The organism is Telluria sp. RB2R28 (assembly GCF_059685835.1).
On sequence record NZ_JCASIK010000004.1, the window covers coordinates 349,856 to 367,777 of the forward strand.

Consider the following 17,922-nt stretch of genomic DNA (forward strand, 5'->3'; position numbering starts at 1 on the left):
CTGGCAAAGCTTTTAGCCGTGTGCTACGCTCTCGAAACTTTGTGATGTAGATCACATGAAAACACCTATTAACGCTGGAAGCTGACGTCAGTCCCCATGAAGAATCCCCTGAATAAAAAGAACGAGATCATGCAGATCTTGGCCTCGTTCAAGAGTGCGTTCATTACTGTAGGAGCCTTCTCAGCAGTCAGCAATCTGCTGATGCTGGCACCATCGTTGTATATGTTGCAAGTATACGATCGAGTTCTCCAAAGCCGGAATGAGCTTACGTTATTGATGCTGACACTCATGATGCTTCTGGCTTACTTGATTGTTGCCGGCCTGGACGTAGCCCGTAGTTTTGTGCTGGTTCGCGTAGGAGCGCATTTTGACTTGAAGCTGAACAAGCGGGTGTACTCAGCAGCATTCGAGCAAAATCTGAAGCGTTCTGGTGGCGCTGCAGGACAGTCGTTGAATGATCTAACCACCCTGCGTCAGTTTTTGACCGGAAACGGCGTCTTTGCTTTCTTCGACGCACCATGGTTTCCGATCTACCTGTCCGTCATCTTCATGTTCGATGTGAAACTGGGCCTGTTCGCGCTGGGTGGCACGATTATTTTGATAGCTCTGGCCTTCTTTAACGAACGTGTGACACACAAGCCACTCGCCGAAGCAAGCACAACGGCTATTGCCGCCAATGTACATGCCACGAACAATTTGCGTAATGCCGAGGTCATCGAGTCGATGGGCATGCTGCCAAATCTGATGGCTCGCTGGTTCAAACTGCACTCACGGTTCTTGAATTTCCAGGCTGATGCCAGCGAGAAGGCGAGCAAGGTTAGTGCGGTGACCAAATTCGTGCAGACTTCGCTACAGTCGCTGGTGCTCGGTCTGGGTGCCCTGTTGGTGATCGAAGGTGAGATTTCGCCAGGTATGATGATCGCTGCATCGATTCTATTAGGAAAGACACTGGGTCCTGTACAGCAGGTGATCGCAGTATGGAAAAATTTTGCTTCAACCCGCAGCGCGCACGAGCGGTTGACTAAATTACTGGAGGAAAATCCAGAGCGTCATTCCGGAATGGCATTGCCGAAACCAACTGGCCAGCTAAGCGTTGAATCGGTATCCGCCATCGCACCAGGATCGACCGTTCCAGTCCTGCGTTCACTGAACTTCGCGATTCAGCCCGGCGACGTACTTGGCGTCATTGGCCCTAGTGGGTCAGGAAAATCGACCTTGGCACGCTTGATGGTGGGCGTTTGGCCGGCCACAGCAGGTAAGGTTCGCTTGGACGGTGCTGATATATACCAGTGGAATAAGGCTGAACTGGGTCCGCATATTGGTTACCTGCCGCAAGACATCGAACTGTTCGCAGGCACCGTGAGTGAAAATATTGGTCGCTTCGGTGAAATCGACTCAGAACAAGTCGTATTAGCAGCCAAGCGCGCTGGCGTACACGAAATGATCCTGCATCTGCCAAAAGGCTATGACACTGTGCTCGGTGATGGCGGCGCAGGTCTTTCTGGCGGCCAAAAGCAGCGTCTGGGACTTGCGCGGGCAATGTATGGCGATCCTGCGTTGTTGGTCCTGGACGAACCAAATTCAAATCTAGATGAATTTGGTGAGAAGGCGTTGACTGACGCTGTCACTGACTTGCGTCAACGCGGTAAAACAATCGTGATGATTACCCACAGGACTTCGGTAATTTCCGTCACCAACAAGTTGCTACTCCTGCGTGATGGGTCAATAGGAATGTTCGGTCCGACGCGCGACGTACTCAATGCATTGCAAGAACAAAATCAGAAGCAATTACAAGCTGCGCAGGCAAATGCGGCTCAGGCTCAGGCTCAGGCTCAAGCCGCCGAGGCCCAGGCACAAGCGGCTCAGGCAAAAGCACAAGCTGCTGCGCAGCAGCAAGTTGCGGCCCAGGCCGAAGCGGATGCGCTCACAGCACAACAGGCCGCAGCAGCACGTACGGAGCAGGAAAAATGAAACTCACTAAAGTGAATAAGAATGAAGATGTGGCTGAAGTCATTTCTCATGAAGTGACGCCAGTAGAAGTAAAAACAGATGCTCGCAGCTACAGCCGATTCGGGTGGTTGGTTATCATCGTTGGCTTTGGCGGCTCCCTGTTGTGGGCCACCACCGCACCACTGGATCGCGGCGTCCCGATGTCGGGCACCGTGGTCGCCGAAGGCAACCGCAAGTCGGTGCAGCACCTGACCGGCGGTACGGTACAGGACATCCTGGTCAAGGATGGCGACACCGTGCGCCAGGGCCAGGTCGTCGTGCGTCTGAATAATGTGCTGGCATCGTCGAATGTCGAGTCCACCCGCGCGCAGTTCATTGCGGCGTGGGCCACCATCGCGCGCCTGCAGGCCGAGGGTAGCGGGGCAAAGACGATCGCGTTCCCGCCGGCACTCGAACCGTTCAAAGCCGATCCGCAGGTGAGCGCCGCGATGGCGCTGCAAAATCAGCTGTTCGCGTCGCGTCGCATCTCGCTCGACAGCGAACTGGATGCTGTTGACGAGAACGTCGCCGGTCTGCGCATGCAGATCAAGGGTCTGGAAGAGGCACGGGCGAGCAAGCGCGAACAGGCCACGTTCCTTAAAGAGCAACTGGGCGGCATGCGCGACCTGGCCAAGGACGGCTATATCGCTCGCAATCGGCTGCTCGACGTCGAGCGCACGTATGCGCAACTGAGCGGCGAGATGTCGGAAGACATCGGCAATATCGGCCGTGCGCAGCGCCAGGTGATGGAACTGAACCTGCGCAAGGTCCAGCGCGTCCAGGATTTCCAGAAAGAAGTACGCACCCAACTGGTGGAAGTGCAGCGCGAAGCCGAAGCGCAGGGCGCGCGCTTGCAGGCGCAGGATTACGACTTGAAGAATGCGGAAGTGCGCGCGCCGGCTGACGGTGTCGTCGTCGGCTCGTCGATCTTCACGCGCGGTGGCGTCGTCGGTCCGGGCGCCAAGATGATGGACATCGTGCCGTCCGACAGCGCGCTGATTGCCGAAGGTGAACTGCCGGTGAACATGGTCGACAAGGTGCATGTCGGCTTGCCGGTCGAGCTCATCTTCTCGGCGTTCAACACAAACCGCACGCCGCACATTCCGGGTGAGGTTACGCAAGTGTCAGCCGACCGCGCCATCAACGAACATACCGGCGTGCCTTACTACAAGGTCAAAGCCCGCGTCACGCCGGAAGGCGCGCGCATCATCGCCCAGAAGAAAATGGAAATCCAGGCTGGTATGCCGGTCGAGGTCTTCGTCAAGACTGGCGAGCGTTCGATGATGAGTTACCTGCTCAAGCCGATCATCGATCGCGCCCAGACATCGATGTCGGAGGACTGATGCGCATTTTTTCGATGAAACTGTTGCCCGGCCTGTTGGGGGCCGCGCTGGTCGCGCTCAGCGCCCAGGCGTCAGCGGTCAACTTGCTAGAGGCGTATGACCTGGCATTGCAGCACGACCCGGCATTCCGGGCCGCGCAGTTTGCCAATGAGGCAGGCAAGGAAAACCGCATTCTTGGCCGCGCCGGGCTGCTGCCAAGCGTAAGTGCGAGCCATGGCGCCAACAAGGTGGACAACCTGACTGAAAGTGCTGGCCGTACCCTGCGTGATGAGCGCTATATTTCACGCTCGACCACGGTACAGGTGCGCCAGCCCCTATTCGCCATGGACGCGCTGGCGCGCTATCGCCAGGGCGTCGCTCAGACGAGCTATGCAGCTGCGCAGTTCCAAAGCCAGGAGCAGACCGTCATCCTGCGCGTGGCCGAGGCCTACTTCGATGCCTTGTTCCAGGCCGATCAGGTCGCGCTGGCACGTGCCGAGCGTGAAGTATTCGCCGAGCAGCGCAGCGTCAATAACCGCCTGTTCGAAAAAGGCGAAGGCACCAAGACTGACATGCTCGAAACGCAGTCGCGCCTGGATCTGGCAGAGGCTGCGCTGATTGAAGCCCAGAACACGCTGGGGTCGGCGCTTGATACGCTGGCTGGTATTGTCGGTGGTCAGGTTGACACGCTGACCCAGCTCCAGCCAGGCTTCCGCGTCGAGCAAAAGGATGTGCTCGGCTACGACCGCTGGAAAGAAACTGCGCTGGCGCGCAATCCGGATATCCAGGCGCTGCAATTCAATGTGCAAATTTCTACCGAGGAAATCAAGCGACAGCGCGCCGCGCACTATCCACGCCTGGATGCGGTGGCGAGCTATAACCGTGGTATTTCCGATACCACGAACACCGTCAACCAGGATATCAAGACGCAGAGTATCGGCTTTCAGCTGAATATTCCGATTTATTCGGGTGGCGCGATCAGCGCATCGACACGCCAGGCGGCGGCCAACAAGGGCAGGACACTGGCCGAGCTCGAAACCCAGATCAGCCGTACACTGGTTGAGTTGCGTCGCCAGTACACGCTCACTGAAAGCAGCGTGCCGCGCATCGATGCATTGATCAAGGCGGTTGATTCGGCGCAGTTGCTGGTTACCGCCACCGAGCAAAGCATCAAGGGCGGCGTGCGCATCAACCTGGATCTGCTCAATGCGCAGCGCCAGCTGTCGATCGCGCAGCGCGACCTGGCTCAGGCGCGCTACGGCTACATGCTGGCGTCCCTGCGCTTGAAGGCTGCCGCCGGCACGCTTGGCCGCGATGACGTCAGGCTGCTGGCCGCGTACTTCCAGTAATCCGGCGGCGCCATTGCCGCACGTAAAAAAGGCCTACGAGCAACTAGCGCGTAGGCCTTTTTCAATGGTGCTGCGTGGGGTCAGCCAGGCGCGTTGCTGGCGTTGCCGGCGGCCACTGCGCTCGTGGTGGCATGTTTGCCCACGCAATGCGGACAAGACACCTCATACACATAATCAGGCGACAACTGCTGGCGCGGCGTCACGATCGCGCGGCAGGCGAAGCACTGCACGGTTTCGGTCGGCTCGAGCTTCGGATTGAGCGCGGTGCGGTAGTCGAACACGAAGCAGTCGCCCGTGTAGTGCGCGCCGCCGACGTCCTCGAAGTACTTCAGGATGCCGCCCTCGAGCTGGTACACGCGCTCGTAGCCGATTTCCTTCATGTGGATCGCTGCCTTCTCGCAGCGGATGCCGCCGGTGCAGAAGGTCACGACCGTCTTGCCGGCCAGTTCATCCCGGTGCTGCGCCGCGACCTCGGGAAATTCGGTGAACTTGTCGATGCGGTAGTCGAGCGTGTTCTCGAACGTGCCGACGTCGACTTCGAAGGCATTGCGCGTTTCCATCATCACGACCTCGACGCCGTCGTCATCGTGGCCCTGGTCGAGCCAGCGCTTGAGCGTGACGGGATCGACCGCTGGCGCACGGCCCAGTTCGGGCTTGATCAGCGGCATGCGCATCGTGATGATCTCTTTCTTGATCTTGACCAGCATGCGCTTGTGCGACTGTTCGGTCGACAGGCTTTCTTTCCAAGTCAGGTCGGCCAGGCGGGCGTCGCTGCGCACCCAGTCCAGGTACGTGTCGATGTGCTCGCGTGTACCCGACAAGAACATATTGATGCCTTCCGGCGTGAGCAGCACCGTGCCCTTCAGGGCAAGCTCGTTGCACAGCGCCTGGTACTGCGGGCGCAAGGTTTCCAGATCGTCGAGCGTGACAAATTTGTAGGCGGCGATGTTGACGTACTGTTGAGCGGAAGACATGGCGATAGAGAAGAAAAGCGGTGAACGGACAGGCCGATATTATAAGTCAGTCGGCCGCGCCAACCAGCAGGCAAGCGCCATATGCTTGTCGAATAGATTTACACCATTGCATCAGAGCATTGACTCTGATCAAATAAGTCATTGATTTTTATGGTAAGCACTTAGCTGGCATCAAGCTTGCTTATAGGAGGGCTGTGCTGTCAAACTTTGATCTACTAGGAAAACAACAATGATCCGTAATATCGCTCTGCTGGCCCTCTCGCTGACTGCTGGTGCTGCTTCGGCCGCTACCATTCCTGCTACCCTGACCTTCAACTCGGATAGCAACACTGCCTACACGAATGTGTTGCCGGCAGCGCAGAGCGGCAGCGTGCTGATCGACTTCAACTTCACCTACACGGGTGCCACGGTCGACAACAACGATTTCCTGGCCCTGTGGTTCGGCAATTCGAACAACATGTCCCAGGCCTACAAAGGCCCGAACGTCGGCTTCAAGGCAAATTGCGGCACGGGTGGCAGCTGCACCAACGACCTGTTCGCACGCCTGGGCGGCGAGAGCGGCCCTTTCATGAACAACAGCAATCTGATTGCAGGCACCACCTACAACATCTTCGCGAACCTGTACAAGGCCGCTGGCTCGACCACCTACAACCGCTTCGACATGTGGCTCAATGCAACGGCTGCCGAAAAGGCGTCGCTGACCGGCGCCGACCTGAAAGCAACCGGTAACTCGAGCCTGACGTCGTTCAACACGATCGGCGTTCGTACCCTGGGTCTGGACAAAGGCCTGAGCGTGAACGTGAATAACCTGCGCGTCAGCGGATTCGCGGCTGAAGTGCCTGAGCCAAGCAGCGTTGCCCTGATGGGTCTGGCGCTGGCTGGCCTGGCATTCACCCGTCGCAACAAGCGCGGCTGATTACGCAAGCGCGCGCAGGCGTCAGTCTGCTCGCCAGCGTCAGTCTGAAAACGTCGTTCCCTGCGCAAGCGGGAACGACGTTTTGCGTTTACCAGACAACGAGGCCGAGTCATGGCCCAGAGTCACAGCGCAGATTCACACGCCCGGGTCAACCGATGCCGGGAGATATTTCAGCAACCCCATTCTCGTTGGTCTACCCCATGCGACTGCCCGGGGCGCGGTAAAATGCGGGGATGACTTCCCCGACTTTTACCCATCTGCGCATCCACTCCGAATACTCCATCGTCGACGGCCTGGTCCGTATTGACGAGCTGGTCAAGGCGGCGGTCAAGGACGGGCAGCCGGCGCTGGCCGTGACCGACCTGGCCAATACCTTTTGCCTGGTGCGCTTCTACAAAGAGGCGCGCGGCAAGGGCGTCAAGCCGATCGTCGGGGTCGATGCGTGGATCACCAACGACGACAACCGCGACAAGCCGCACCGCCTGCTCATTTTGGCCAAGAACCACACCGGCTACCTGCAGCTGTGCGACCTGCTGGCGCGTGCCTGGCTCACCAACCAGCACAAGGGCCGCGCCGAACTGCGCGCCGAATGGCTCGAAGCGCTGGCCACGTCCACGTCGACCCTGCATCCCGAGCAGTCGCAGGCCAATGGCCTGATCGTGCTGTCGGGCGCGCATTTCGGCGACGTCGGCCAGGCCATCGAGAACGGCGACATCGCCCGCGCCGAAGCCAATGCCGCGCGCTGGGCGCGCGTGTTCCCGGGCCACTTCTATATCGAGATCCAGCGCGCCGGCCAGCTCAATCAGGAGCAGCAGGTGCGCCATTCGGTGGCGCTGGCCGGGCGCCTCGGCTTGCCGGTCGTGGCCACGCACCCGGTGCAGTTCCTCGACAAGGACGAATACATCGCCCACGAAGCGCGCGTCTGTATTGCCGAAGGCGAGATGCTGGCCAACGCCAAGCGCGTGCGCCGCTTCAACGAGAACATGTGCTTCAAGTCGCAGGCCGAGATGGCCGAGCTGTTCAAGGATTTGCCGGGGGCGCTGGCCAACTCCGTCGAGATCGCCAAGCGCTGCAACGTCACGCTCACGCTGGGCAAGCCGCAGCTGCCGAACTTCCCGACGCCGGGCATGACGATCGACGAGTTTTTGATCGCCGAAACCAAAAAAGGCCTGGAAGACCGCCTGCTGCAGCTGTACCCGAACGAGGCCGAGCGCGAGCGCGAGCGCCCGCGCTACGAGGCGCGCCTGGACTTCGAGAATCAAACGATCATCAACATGAAGTTCCCCGGCTACTTCCTGATCGTGGCCGAGTTCATCCAGTGGGGCAAGAACAACGACGTGCCGATTGGCCCGGGCCGCGGTTCGGGCGCGGGCTCGCTGGTGGCGTATGCGCTCAAGATCACCGACCTTGATCCGCTCAAGTACAACCTGCTGTTCGAGCGTTTCCTGAATCCCGAACGCGTCTCGATGCCCGACTTCGACATCGACTTTTGCCAGGAAAAGCGCGAGCTGGTGATCCAGCACGTGAAAGACCTGTACGGGCGCGATGCGGTCTCGCAGATCGCGACCTTCGGCACGATGGCCGCCAAGGGCGCGATCCGCGACGTGGGCCGTGTGCTCGACTTTGGCTACAACTTCTGCGACGGCATCTCCAAGCTGATTCCGTTCAAGCCGGGCAAGCAGGTGTCGATTGCCGAGGCGATCGAAGAAGAACCGATGCTCAAGGAGCGCCTCGAGAACGAAGAAGAGGTCAAGACGCTGCTCGAACTGGCGCAGAAGGTTGAAGGCATCACGCGTAATATCGGCATGCACGCCGGTGGCGTGCTGATCGCGCCGGGTAAACTCACCGACTTCTGCCCGCTGTACACGCAGGGCGGCGATACCGGCGTGGTCTCGCAGTACGACAAGGACGACGTGGAGGCCGTGGGCCTGGTCAAGTTCGACTTTTTGGGCCTGACCACGCTGACGATCCTCGACCGTGCGGTCAAGTACATCAAGCAGCTTGACCCGGCCGAGAGCGAATTTGATCTCGCCAAGCTGGCGCTGGACGACCGCGCATCGTACAAGCTGCTATCCGACGCCAAGACCGTCGCGATCTTCCAGCTGGAATCGCGCGGCATGCAGGGCATGCTCAAGGATGCGCGGCCCGACCGCTTCGAGGACATCATCGCGCTCGTCGCGCTGTACCGCCCGGGTCCGATGGACCTGATCCCCGACTTCTGCAAGCGCAAGCACGGCGAAAAATTCGATTACCCCGATCCGCGCACCGAGTCGATCCTGTCCGAGACCTACGGCATCATGGTCTACCAGGAGCAGGTGATGCAGATGGCGCAGATCGTCGGCGGCTACTCGCTGGGCGGCGCCGACATGCTGCGCCGCGCGATGGGCAAGAAAAAAGCCGAAGAAATGGCCGAGCACCGCGAGATCTTCCGCGCCGGTGCGGCCAAGGATGGCCTCACCACCGCCAAGGCCGACGAGATCTTCGACTTGATGGAAAAGTTTGCGGGCTACGGCTTCAACAAGTCGCACGCTGCCGCCTACGCGCTGCTGTCGTACCACACGGCGTACCTGAAGGTGCACCACACCGCCGCGTTCATGGCAGCCAACATGTCGCTGGCGATGGAAGACACCGAGAAGATCAAGATCCTGGTCGAGGATGCGAAAGAAGTCTGCAAGCTCACGATCCTGCCGCCGGACGTCAACGAATCGCAGTTCCGCTTCACGCCGGAGGGCGAGGCGCGCTCGAAAACGGGCAAGCAGGTCACCAATATCCGCTACGGCCTGGGCGGCGTGAAGGGCGCAGGGCAGGGCGCGATCGAGGCGATCATCGCCGCGCGCACGGCGGGCGGCAAGTTCAAGGACCTGTTCGATTTCTGCAACCGGGTCGACCGCAAGCAGATCAACCGCCGCACGATCGAGTCGCTGATCCGCGCCGGCGCGATGGACGCATTCGGGGTCGATCGCTCGGTGCTGCTGGCGTCGGTGTCGTTCGCGATGGAAGCGGCCGGCCAGGCCGCTGCCGCCATCAACCAGGTCAGCCTGTTCGGTGGTGACGATGCCGACCTGGTCGCGCCGCCCGAGTACGTGAAGGCGTTGCCGTGGACCGACCGCCAGAAGCTGTCCGAAGAAAAGATCGCACTGGGCTACTACCTGTCGGGCCATATGTTCGACTCGTACGCGCAAGAGGTGCGGCGTTTTGCCAAGACGCGCATGAAAGACCTGGAGCCGTCGCGTGACCCGCGCATGATGTGCGGCGTGATCTCGGGCATCCGCACGCAGATGACGCAGCGCGGCAAGATCCTGATCGTGGCGCTGGACGACAAGACCGCCGTGCATGAGGTGACGGTCTACAGCGAAGTGTTCGAGGCCAACAAGAACGCGTTCAAGGAAGACGAATTTTTGCTCGTGGTGGGCAAGGTATCCGAAGACCGCTTCAACGGCGGTCTGCGCATCACGGCCGAGAAGGTGTACGACCTGGCCACGGCGCGCATCCAGTACGGGCACAAGCTCGAGATGGATCTGGACAAGTCGGTCAGCGCGGCCCGCCTGGCCGAGATCCTGCAGCCGCACCGGGTGCATGACGGGATGCCGGTGAGCCTGCGGCTGCAGACGCAGGATATTCCGTTCACCGTGCAGCTGGGCGACGACTGGCGCGTGGCGCCATCCGATACGCTCAAGGCGGCGCTGGAGCTGTCGCTGGGCGCGAAGGACGTCGCAGTCGAGTACTAGCGCGCATTCGGGTAACGGCAGATCGGCCTCACCGACAATATCGGCGACGTCGTCCTGCCGCTGCCGCTGCCGCTGGCCGGCTACCTCAGGCAGCGCTTTCCGCAGGCGCAGCGACCTGTTGTGCCGTGCCTGCGTGGCCCGGCCATGCGCCACAGCCCTCATCTCGATCGGGTGATTCGCATGCGACCAGGGTAAAACGTCGTCTATCATTTGTGCGAGAGACCGATTGGTTGCAAAGTCGCCTATAGTGCATGCAGACCAAATCACATCGGTAACCGTCATGAAAAATCACCGTGTTTCAAGAAAGCCCGGATTCCTCACACCGTTTGTTCTCGTTGCCATGCTGCTTTCTGCATGCGGTGGTTCGAGCGACGCACCTTCAACGGCAACGCCCCCGGTCAGCCAGCAACCGTCCGCGCCAGTGCCAATCCCGCAATCCCTGACCATATTTGCAGGAAATACCGGCGGGCCCGGCGTCGACGATGGCGCCGCCAGTGCTGCCAGGTTCAGTCTCCCACGCGACGTTGCGATTGCGAGCGACGGTACCTTGTATATCGCCGACAGCTATAACAATACGATCCGCAAGATGTCCAATGGGCAAGTCAGCACGCTGGCAGGTTCACCTGGCGCGACTGGATATGTCGATGGCCAGGGTGCTGCGGCGCGTTTCAACTCGCCCGACGCGGTTGCGGTCGATGCTGCGCAGAATGTCTACGTCGCCGATTCGTTCAATTACGTCATTCGCAAGATCAGCCCCGGTGGGGCAGTAACGACATTGGCAGGCGCGGCGGGCACGTCCGGTGATGCTGATGGACAAGGTAACGCCGCAAGATTCCAGCGGCCCGTGGGTATGGTCAGCGACCCTGCTGGTACTTTGTACGTTGTCGACCAACCGACCGGCAGCTACGACACAGCCAACACGCTCCGAAAAGTCACCCCGGATGGCACCGTCACAACGATCAAGAGCAATGATGCCGGCTTTGCCGTCCGTGGCAGCGGTATTGCCATGGATGGATCGGGCAACCTGCTGTTGATTGGCCTGGTTGGCGGCGATACGACTGAAAGCCGGCCGGTTGCCGGATCGCCTGCCGCAGTGGTGCCAGTGCGGACGCCGAAACTCCTGAAATTGTCACCTGCCGGCATAGTGACGGCCCTGGGCGATGTACCGTCAGAAGCGTCTTACGCGGGGGGCGCGGTTGATCGTTCGGGGAATGTCTATTTTTCAGATCGTCAATATCACAGGGTTTACGCCTATTCAGCGGCGACTGGCCAGATCGGCGTGTTTGCCGGGTCGCCAGGACAGCTGCTGTTCGATACCCATGGCATATTGATTGTCACTAGTCCGGGCAGCGCCGATGGCGTGGGCCTGGCGGCACAATTCAAAGGGCCAGAGGGGCTGGCTGTCGACGCTGGCGGCAACTTGTATATTGCAGATTACGGCAATTTCACCATCAGAAAAGCCTCGCCCCAGGCTGAAGTCACGACCATCGCCGGCGCCGCGCGGCGCCAGGGAAATACCGATGGTACCGGCTCGGCGGCAACACTCGGCGCGCTCATGAACGGATCCACGACGGATAGCGCGGGCAATGTGTATATCACCGACAGTAATGCGAATACTGTCCGGAAGATCACGCCCGATGGGCTGGTCACCACCATCGCAGGCCAGGCTGGACAGCGCGGCAGCGCCGATGGCATGGGGACTGCCGCACGCTTTTCCGGTCCTGAGGGCATCGTGGCTGATGCCGCTGGCAACCTGTTCGTCGCAGATTCAGGCAATAAACTGATTCGCAAGATTGCCGTCAACGGCGAGGTAACCACCATCGCTGGCACCGTCGGCACCTTCGATCTGGTCGATGGGGTTGGAAGCAAGGCGAGTTTCATCCTCCCTGCCGCCATCACGCGGGACAGCGCCGGTAATCTTTTCGTGACCGATGGCCCGACCATCCGCAAGATATCGCCCGCTGGCGCCGTATCGACAATCGCCGGTCGGCAACAGCGTGACGGTGACGACAGCAACGATCGGGATGGCGTTGGGGCGCAAGCCACCTTCAGCAAACCGAATGGGATTACCATCGACAGCGCTGGCAACCTCTACGTGGTCGATATCTATAACTACACGGTGCGCAAGATCAGTCCAGCCGGCGAGGTGGTGACGATCGCTGGAAAGCAGCACGAGGGCGGCCTGGTAGACGGCCCGGGCCTGACCGCACGCTTTGTCTATCCGACTGGCATCACGATCGATGCGAACGGCAACCTGTTCATCAGCGATAGCGGCAATACTGCGATCCGCAAGATCACAAAAGAAGGTATCGTATCGACCGTGCTCGATCTGCCCTCGAAGCAGAACGACTGGAGCATGGATAGCCTGCAGAGCATCACCTATCAGGGCGCGAATACCCTGTACCTGACGCGTCCAGGGGCCGTGCTCAAGCTTGACCTGGGTACGCGCTAAAAAAGTAGTGATTGATTCGGGCGCCCGGCAAGCGGTCGTGAACATGCAGAAGGCTGGGCCTTGTTTACCGGGGGCAAAGAGCGCACTGGTAAGCAAGGCCCTGAACATCAGCAAGACTGCAGGAAGCATGTTCCTGTTCATGCCAACTTCTCGCCTCGATCGCCGCAAACCGGTAGGTCTGTTACAAGCCCCCGCCCGTATTGACCCAGGCAACGCAGCCCAGTGCATCGTTCGATGGGGTGTCCCTGGTCGTCCGTGAACAGCCACTGCAACGGGCGGCCGGTATCGGCGATACATATTGAATGCAATCATGCGCACAGGCCCTGTGCACCTGTCGGCAGCGCTGGGGGCGGCCGACGCTGGGCCTGTTCCCACCGATCAAGCCGATGGATCCGGGCCGCTGGGGCGCAGGACGTGGCCGCGCGGGTGCGAGCCTGGGGCGAGGTGGCAGCGCGGCGCGGGGTTGCCTTGGGTGTGGGCCAGCAATAAGGCTTGTCACGAAACTGGCGCGCCTTTGCATCAGGGTATCGTGATGTCGAGATAGCCCCCGACTCTGCGGACACAGCCTGTTTGTAATTCCCAATTGATGAAACTATGTCGCTGTCGTGTGGGATAATTAACAGCCTGAGAAATGCGACTGATTTCACACATACGGGCAAGGGCGCCCAATCTTGGGTTGAAACCAGGTCAATGTCCACTTTCCTGCTGGTCAAGATGACGGTTACAACAGGAATTCTGAGTATTTGAAGTAAGGCTGAGGACATGATGGGAACCAGGACGATACCAATCCACCAACTGCCTGTTGAACTCGATCGCGATATATTCCTCAGAACACTGATACGCGAGCTCGCCGGTACGCTGGAAGATGTCGTCGGCTTGGAGGAAGCTTCAGGTTTTGTCAGTGCAGTTGGTCAGCGCATTGGCGACCAAATCAATCTCAGTTACCGGTCGGCGCTGGGCGTCGAGCTACTATCGAAGCAACAAGTGGCGCAAGTATTGGTGGATCTGAAACGAAGAATTCAAGGTGATTTTTTCATTTTAGAGCAAACCGATGAGAAGATTGTATTCGGCAATCGCGTCTGCCCTTTCGCCGAGAAGGTGATCGGGCGACCGTCGATGTGCATGATGACGTCCAATGTCTTCGGTACCATCGCAGCAGAAAACCTGGGCTATGCCAAAGTCGCGCTCGAGCAGACGATTGCTGAAGGCGATCCTGAATGCCGCGTGGTGGTGTATCTGAAACCGCAACCGGACGCGCACCATGTCGACGGGCGTGAATATTTTTCCGGCTGAGTCGCCCCCGATGGATACACGTTCGCAATTCGAATACCTGGCTGATCTCTTGCCAGAAGCGATGCTGCTGGTCGACATGGACGGGTTGATTCAGGCGACCAATGCGGCTGCAAGACGGCAGCTGGGCAAGCTGGATATCGAACCGGGACTGACAGCCCTGGCAGCGCTGTGCATCGAGCCGCCGCAACAGGTGGCGGAGTATCTGCGCAATTGCCGCCGGGTTGTCGCACTCATGCCCGCAACGCTGACCTTCCGCTTACCTTGCGGCACTGCGCTTCCCCTGCGTGCCCAAGGGGCGCGCTTCGCCCCGGGCGCACAGCCGACATCGTGCTGGGTGCTATTGCGACTCATTCCAAAACACGCGGCCGAAAGCCGTTTTTTGGCCATGAATCGGCAGATCGAGAAACTCGCGCATGAAATCGATCTGCGGCGCCGCGCTGAACTCGAATTGATCGAGCAGCGCGAGTGGTTCAGGGTCACTCTTGCAGGTATCGGTGATGGCGTGATCGTCACCGATATCCATGGGGCCATCAGCTTCCTGAACCCCGTTGCGGAATCCCAGACCGGCTGGACCCTCGCAGACGCCCTTGGTCGGCCCGTTGAAGAAGTCTTCCGTATTGTCAATGAGGAGACAAGAACAGCGGTTGAGAATCCGGTGAGAAGGGTACTTGCGGAGGGGGTCATTGTCGGGCTGGCGAACCATACCATCCTGATCCGGAAAGACCACTCAGAACTGCATATCGATGATTCGGGCGCACCCATTCGCGATGCACACGGAACACTCATCGGCGTCGTGCTCGTGTTTCACGATATCACCGAACGTTGGCGACTTGAGCAACAGGTCAGGGCCCGGAAGGTTGAGCTCGAGGATGAGCACCGACGCAAGGACGAATTCCTGGCCATGCTTGGTCACGAGCTCCGAAATCCGATGTCGGCCATCAAGACCGCCCTTGAACTGCAGCGACTACCAAACGCAAGCAACGAGGCGCTCCAACGTGCCGGCGGTGTGCTGAATCGGCAGGTCAAGCACCTGACACGACTGGTGGACGAACTACTGGATATGTCCCGGATCTCCAGCGGTAAAATAACTTTGCATCGCGAAGTGCTCGATATTTCCCTGGCGATTCACAGCGCACTGGAACTGGTTGAGCCGATGTTGCATGAAAAACGCCATGTCCTTTTCACTGACCTTGCGACGGAGAGTTTACGGGTCAACGGCGATCTTCACCGATTGATACAGGTGATTGGTAACCTGTTAAACAATGCGGCGAAATACACGCCGCATGGCGGCACGATTCATCTGGCTGCCAGGAAAATCGACGAGGCTGTCGAAATTTCTGTTCGGGACAACGGCATGGGTATTCCGCTCACATTATTGCCCCGTGTTTTCGACATCTTCACGCAATCCGAACGGACACTGGCCCGTTCCGAAGGGGGATTGGGCGTGGGTCTCACCGTCGTCCATCGACTGGTAGAACAGCACGGCGGCACGGTTGCCGTCCATAGCGACGGGCCTGGTACTGGCAGTGAATTCCGTATTCTTCTTCCGTTGGTGCAGCTAGGTTCCGGGCAACCGTCAATGCCGCATTCGTCTCCCGCCATGCCTGGTGTCAGAAAGATCTTGGTGGTTGACGATAATCAGGATGCCGCAACCATGGTGGCCGAGTTGCTTCGGGCGTTCGGCAATGAGGTATCGGTCGCTTTTGATGGGCAGGAAGCGATATCTTGTTTTCATCAGGTGCTGCCAAGCGTCGTCCTGCTGGATATCGGCTTGCCCGGCATGGACGGGTACGCGGTTGCACGCATCCTGTGCGCCAACGCTGCTTTGAGAAATTTCACCCTGATTGCGTTGACTGGCTACGGTCAACCAGAAGATATCCGCAAGTCTTACGATGCGGGATTTGATCATCACCTCACCAAGCCCCTGGACATCAGCAAGTTGCTCGACATTCTTGCCACGACCGCGGATACGCAAGTGCTGAACTGACCAGCTGCCCGTGCTGGTTGTGTCGCGGCGTTCAAGAAGCAAATGCCGCGCGATTCGATTGACGGTTTCATCGCCACGTCATACAAAAAAAATAAGCTTGCCTGCTCTTACATGAACGGAGCTGGCATGACTTCATCGCAATCGCGTCGTACTTTCCTGACCCAGGGCGGGGCATTGGTGGGCAGTTCGGCCTTGGGCGGCACCCTGCTGCTCGGGGGCTGCGGCGGCAGCAGCCATGCGGCAATCGGCGTCAGTGACAACGAGCGGCCGAAGATGCCGTCAGGGATACAGTTCGGTGACATTACCGATCAGCGGGCGATCATCTGGAGCCGCAGCGACCGCCCTGCACAGATGATCGTCGAATACGATACCAGCGAGCGTTTCAACAATGCCAGCCGCATTGTCGGCCCCACGGCCAGCGACGCGACCGATTTCACGACCCGTGTCGACCTGGGCGGCTTGCCGGTCGGCCAGACGGTGTTCGTGCGCGTGCGCTATGTTGATCCCAATAATTCGAAGATCGAAAGCGAAACCATCTCGGGCCAATTCAGGACCACCCCGGCGGCCGATGGCACCCGGGCCGTGCGGTTTCACTGGAGCGGCGACCAGTGCGGCCAGGGCTGGGGCATCAATACCGATTTTGGCGGCATGAAAATCTATGAAGCGATGCGGTTGCGCGACCCGGACTTTTTCATCCACAACGGCGACACGATTTATGCCGATGGGCCGATCCTGGCCCAGGTGACGGCGGAAAACGGCCAGGTCTGGCGCAATGTCGTTACGGAGGAAGTCAGCAAGGTCGCTGAAACACTGAAGGAATACCGCGGCCGTCACGCCTACAATATGCTGGATGCGAACTTTCGCAAGTTCGCTGCCCAGGTGCCGCAGATCTGGCAATGGGACGATCACGAAGTCACGAACAACTACAGCGCCGCCAAGGATTTATCGGGCGACGCACGCTATACCGAAAAAAGCATTGCCACGCTCACCACGCGCGGCCGGCGCGCCTTCCTCGAATATGCGCCCATGCGCTACTACAAGCAGAGCGAGCCGCAGCGCATTTATCGCACGATCTCGCACGGCCCGCTGCTCGACGTCTTCGTGCTGGACATGCGCAGCTACCGTGGTCCGAACAGCGCGAATCTGCAAACCGGGGAAGATGCCAGTTCGGCGTTTCTGGGCAGCGCACAGGTGGAGTGGCTGATCGCTGGCTTGAAAGCCTCAACCGCAACCTGGAAGGTCATCTCCGCTGACATGCCCATCGGCCTGAACGTCGGCGACGGCAAGAACGCCCGCGGGGAAGACGTCTGGGAGGCGATCGCCAACGGCAACGACGGCGTGCCGCTGGGGCGCGAACTCGAAATGGCGCGTCTGCTCAGCAGTATCAAGGCAATCCCCAACGTGGTCTGGATCACCACCGACGTGCATTACTGCGCCGCGCACTATTACGATCCGGCACAGGCCCGGTTCACGAATTTCTCGCCATTCTGGGAATTCGTTGCCGGCCCGATGAATGCCGGTGCGTTCGGTCCGGGCGTGCTCGACAAAACCTTCGGCCCCACGGCGGTCTTCTCGAAAAGCCCGCTGATCCAGAACTCTTCGCCGTTTGCCGGCTACCAGTTCTTTGGTGAAGTCAATATCGACCCGCGCAGCAAGGCGATGAAGGTCGAGCTGTTCAATCTTGACGGCGTCTCGCAGTTTGCGCAGACGCTGCCGGCGGCGGGCGTGTAACGTCTGGCCGTCAGCCGGCCCGACCGGCTGACGGCAGCATGTTCACGCAGGCCGTGGCGGTCAGTATTGAACCCGTAGTGAGCGCAGGGCAGGGATGGGCATGGCACCGCCAGGGCTTCGTCCAGACCTGAGGATGCTTTCGTCTATAATGCGCTCTCTTCCACACGCGGTTCGCGTGCTT

10 protein-coding genes are annotated in these 17,922 nt (G+C 59.5%); 9 read left to right on the plus strand and 1 reads right to left on the minus strand.

Features of this window, described 5'->3' with window-relative positions:
• The first annotated feature begins 96 nt into the window (after positions 1–96).
• From AC56LV_RS17230 to AC56LV_RS17240, 3 genes are read left to right on the plus strand one after another with little or no spacing between them, the layout of a single operon-like run.
• Entirely contained in the window at positions 97–1,971 is a 1,875-nt protein-coding gene (locus tag AC56LV_RS17230) for a type I secretion system permease/ATPase (protein ID WP_499559402.1), read from the plus strand.
• On the plus strand, positions 1,968–3,332 hold the full coding sequence (locus AC56LV_RS17235) for an HlyD family type I secretion periplasmic adaptor subunit (protein WP_499559404.1): 1,365 nt from the start codon (positions 1,968–1,970) through the stop codon (positions 3,330–3,332). The genes AC56LV_RS17230 and AC56LV_RS17235 overlap by 4 nt, the downstream gene beginning before the upstream one ends.
• The gene (locus AC56LV_RS17240; RefSeq protein WP_499559405.1) at positions 3,332–4,660 is read left to right on the plus strand and encodes a TolC family outer membrane protein; all 1,329 of its coding nucleotides are present in this window, start codon (positions 3,332–3,334) and stop codon (positions 4,658–4,660) included. Before AC56LV_RS17235 ends, AC56LV_RS17240 begins: the two co-directional genes overlap by 1 nt.
• Positions 4,661–4,740: 80 nt before the next feature.
• On the opposite strand, the gene AC56LV_RS17245 is transcribed toward AC56LV_RS17240, so the two are convergent.
• Positions 4,741–5,634, minus strand: a complete 894-nt coding sequence (locus AC56LV_RS17245) for a sulfurtransferase (RefSeq protein ID WP_499559407.1) — start codon at positions 5,632–5,634, stop codon at positions 4,741–4,743.
• Between the two features lie 229 nt (positions 5,635–5,863).
• On the opposite strand from AC56LV_RS17245, the gene AC56LV_RS17250 reads away from it, so the two are divergent.
• From AC56LV_RS17250 to AC56LV_RS17275, 6 genes are all read left to right on the plus strand, one after another.
• Positions 5,864–6,550 carry a PEP-CTERM sorting domain-containing protein gene (locus AC56LV_RS17250; protein WP_499559409.1) on the plus strand — a complete coding sequence of 229 codons (687 nt, stop codon included), beginning with the start codon at positions 5,864–5,866 and terminating at the stop codon, positions 6,548–6,550.
• A gap of 233 nt (positions 6,551–6,783) precedes the next feature.
• Positions 6,784–10,278 (plus strand): DNA polymerase III subunit alpha, encoded by a 3,495-nt coding sequence (gene dnaE, locus AC56LV_RS17255; RefSeq protein WP_499559411.1) that lies wholly within the window; start codon positions 6,784–6,786, stop codon positions 10,276–10,278.
• A 280-nt stretch (positions 10,279–10,558) separates the two neighbouring features.
• Entirely contained in the window at positions 10,559–12,730 is a 2,172-nt protein-coding gene (locus AC56LV_RS17260; RefSeq protein ID WP_499559413.1) for an NHL repeat-containing protein, read from the plus strand.
• Between the two features lie 762 nt (positions 12,731–13,492).
• Entirely contained in the window at positions 13,493–14,023 is a 531-nt protein-coding gene (locus tag AC56LV_RS17265) for a methanogen output domain 1-containing protein (RefSeq protein ID WP_499559414.1), read from the plus strand.
• Complete coding sequence (locus tag AC56LV_RS17270; RefSeq protein WP_499559416.1) at positions 13,992–16,010, plus strand: PAS domain-containing hybrid sensor histidine kinase/response regulator; 2,019 nt, start codon at positions 13,992–13,994, stop codon at positions 16,008–16,010. The genes AC56LV_RS17265 and AC56LV_RS17270 overlap by 32 nt, the downstream gene beginning before the upstream one ends.
• A 126-nt stretch (positions 16,011–16,136) precedes the next feature.
• A complete protein-coding gene (locus AC56LV_RS17275) occupies positions 16,137–17,741 on the plus strand; it encodes an alkaline phosphatase D family protein (protein WP_499559418.1) in 1,605 nt (534 codons plus the stop codon).
• Positions 17,742–17,922 lie beyond the last annotated feature (181 nt).

Excerpts from the sequence above, each read along its gene's own strand:
- AC56LV_RS17250 (WP_499559409.1), top strand. The coding sequence starts at position 5,864 with ATGATCCGTAATATCGCTCTGCTGGCCCTCTCGCTGACTGCTGGTGCT.
- dnaE (WP_499559411.1), top strand. The coding sequence starts at position 6,784 with ATGACTTCCCCGACTTTTACCCATCTGCGCATCCACTCCGAATACTCC.
- AC56LV_RS17265 (WP_499559414.1), top strand. The coding sequence starts at position 13,493 with ATGATGGGAACCAGGACGATACCAATCCACCAACTGCCTGTTGAACTC.
- AC56LV_RS17240 (WP_499559405.1), top strand. The coding sequence starts at position 3,332 with ATGCGCATTTTTTCGATGAAACTGTTGCCCGGCCTGTTGGGGGCCGCG.
- AC56LV_RS17260 (WP_499559413.1), top strand. The coding sequence starts at position 10,559 with ATGAAAAATCACCGTGTTTCAAGAAAGCCCGGATTCCTCACACCGTTT.
- AC56LV_RS17270 (WP_499559416.1), top strand. The coding sequence starts at position 13,992 with ATGTCGACGGGCGTGAATATTTTTCCGGCTGAGTCGCCCCCGATGGAT.
- AC56LV_RS17230 (WP_499559402.1), top strand. The coding sequence starts at position 97 with ATGAAGAATCCCCTGAATAAAAAGAACGAGATCATGCAGATCTTGGCC.
- AC56LV_RS17245 (WP_499559407.1), bottom strand. The coding sequence starts at position 5,634 with ATGTCTTCCGCTCAACAGTACGTCAACATCGCCGCCTACAAATTTGTC.
- AC56LV_RS17275 (WP_499559418.1), top strand. The coding sequence starts at position 16,137 with ATGACTTCATCGCAATCGCGTCGTACTTTCCTGACCCAGGGCGGGGCA.
- AC56LV_RS17235 (WP_499559404.1), top strand. The coding sequence starts at position 1,968 with ATGAAACTCACTAAAGTGAATAAGAATGAAGATGTGGCTGAAGTCATT.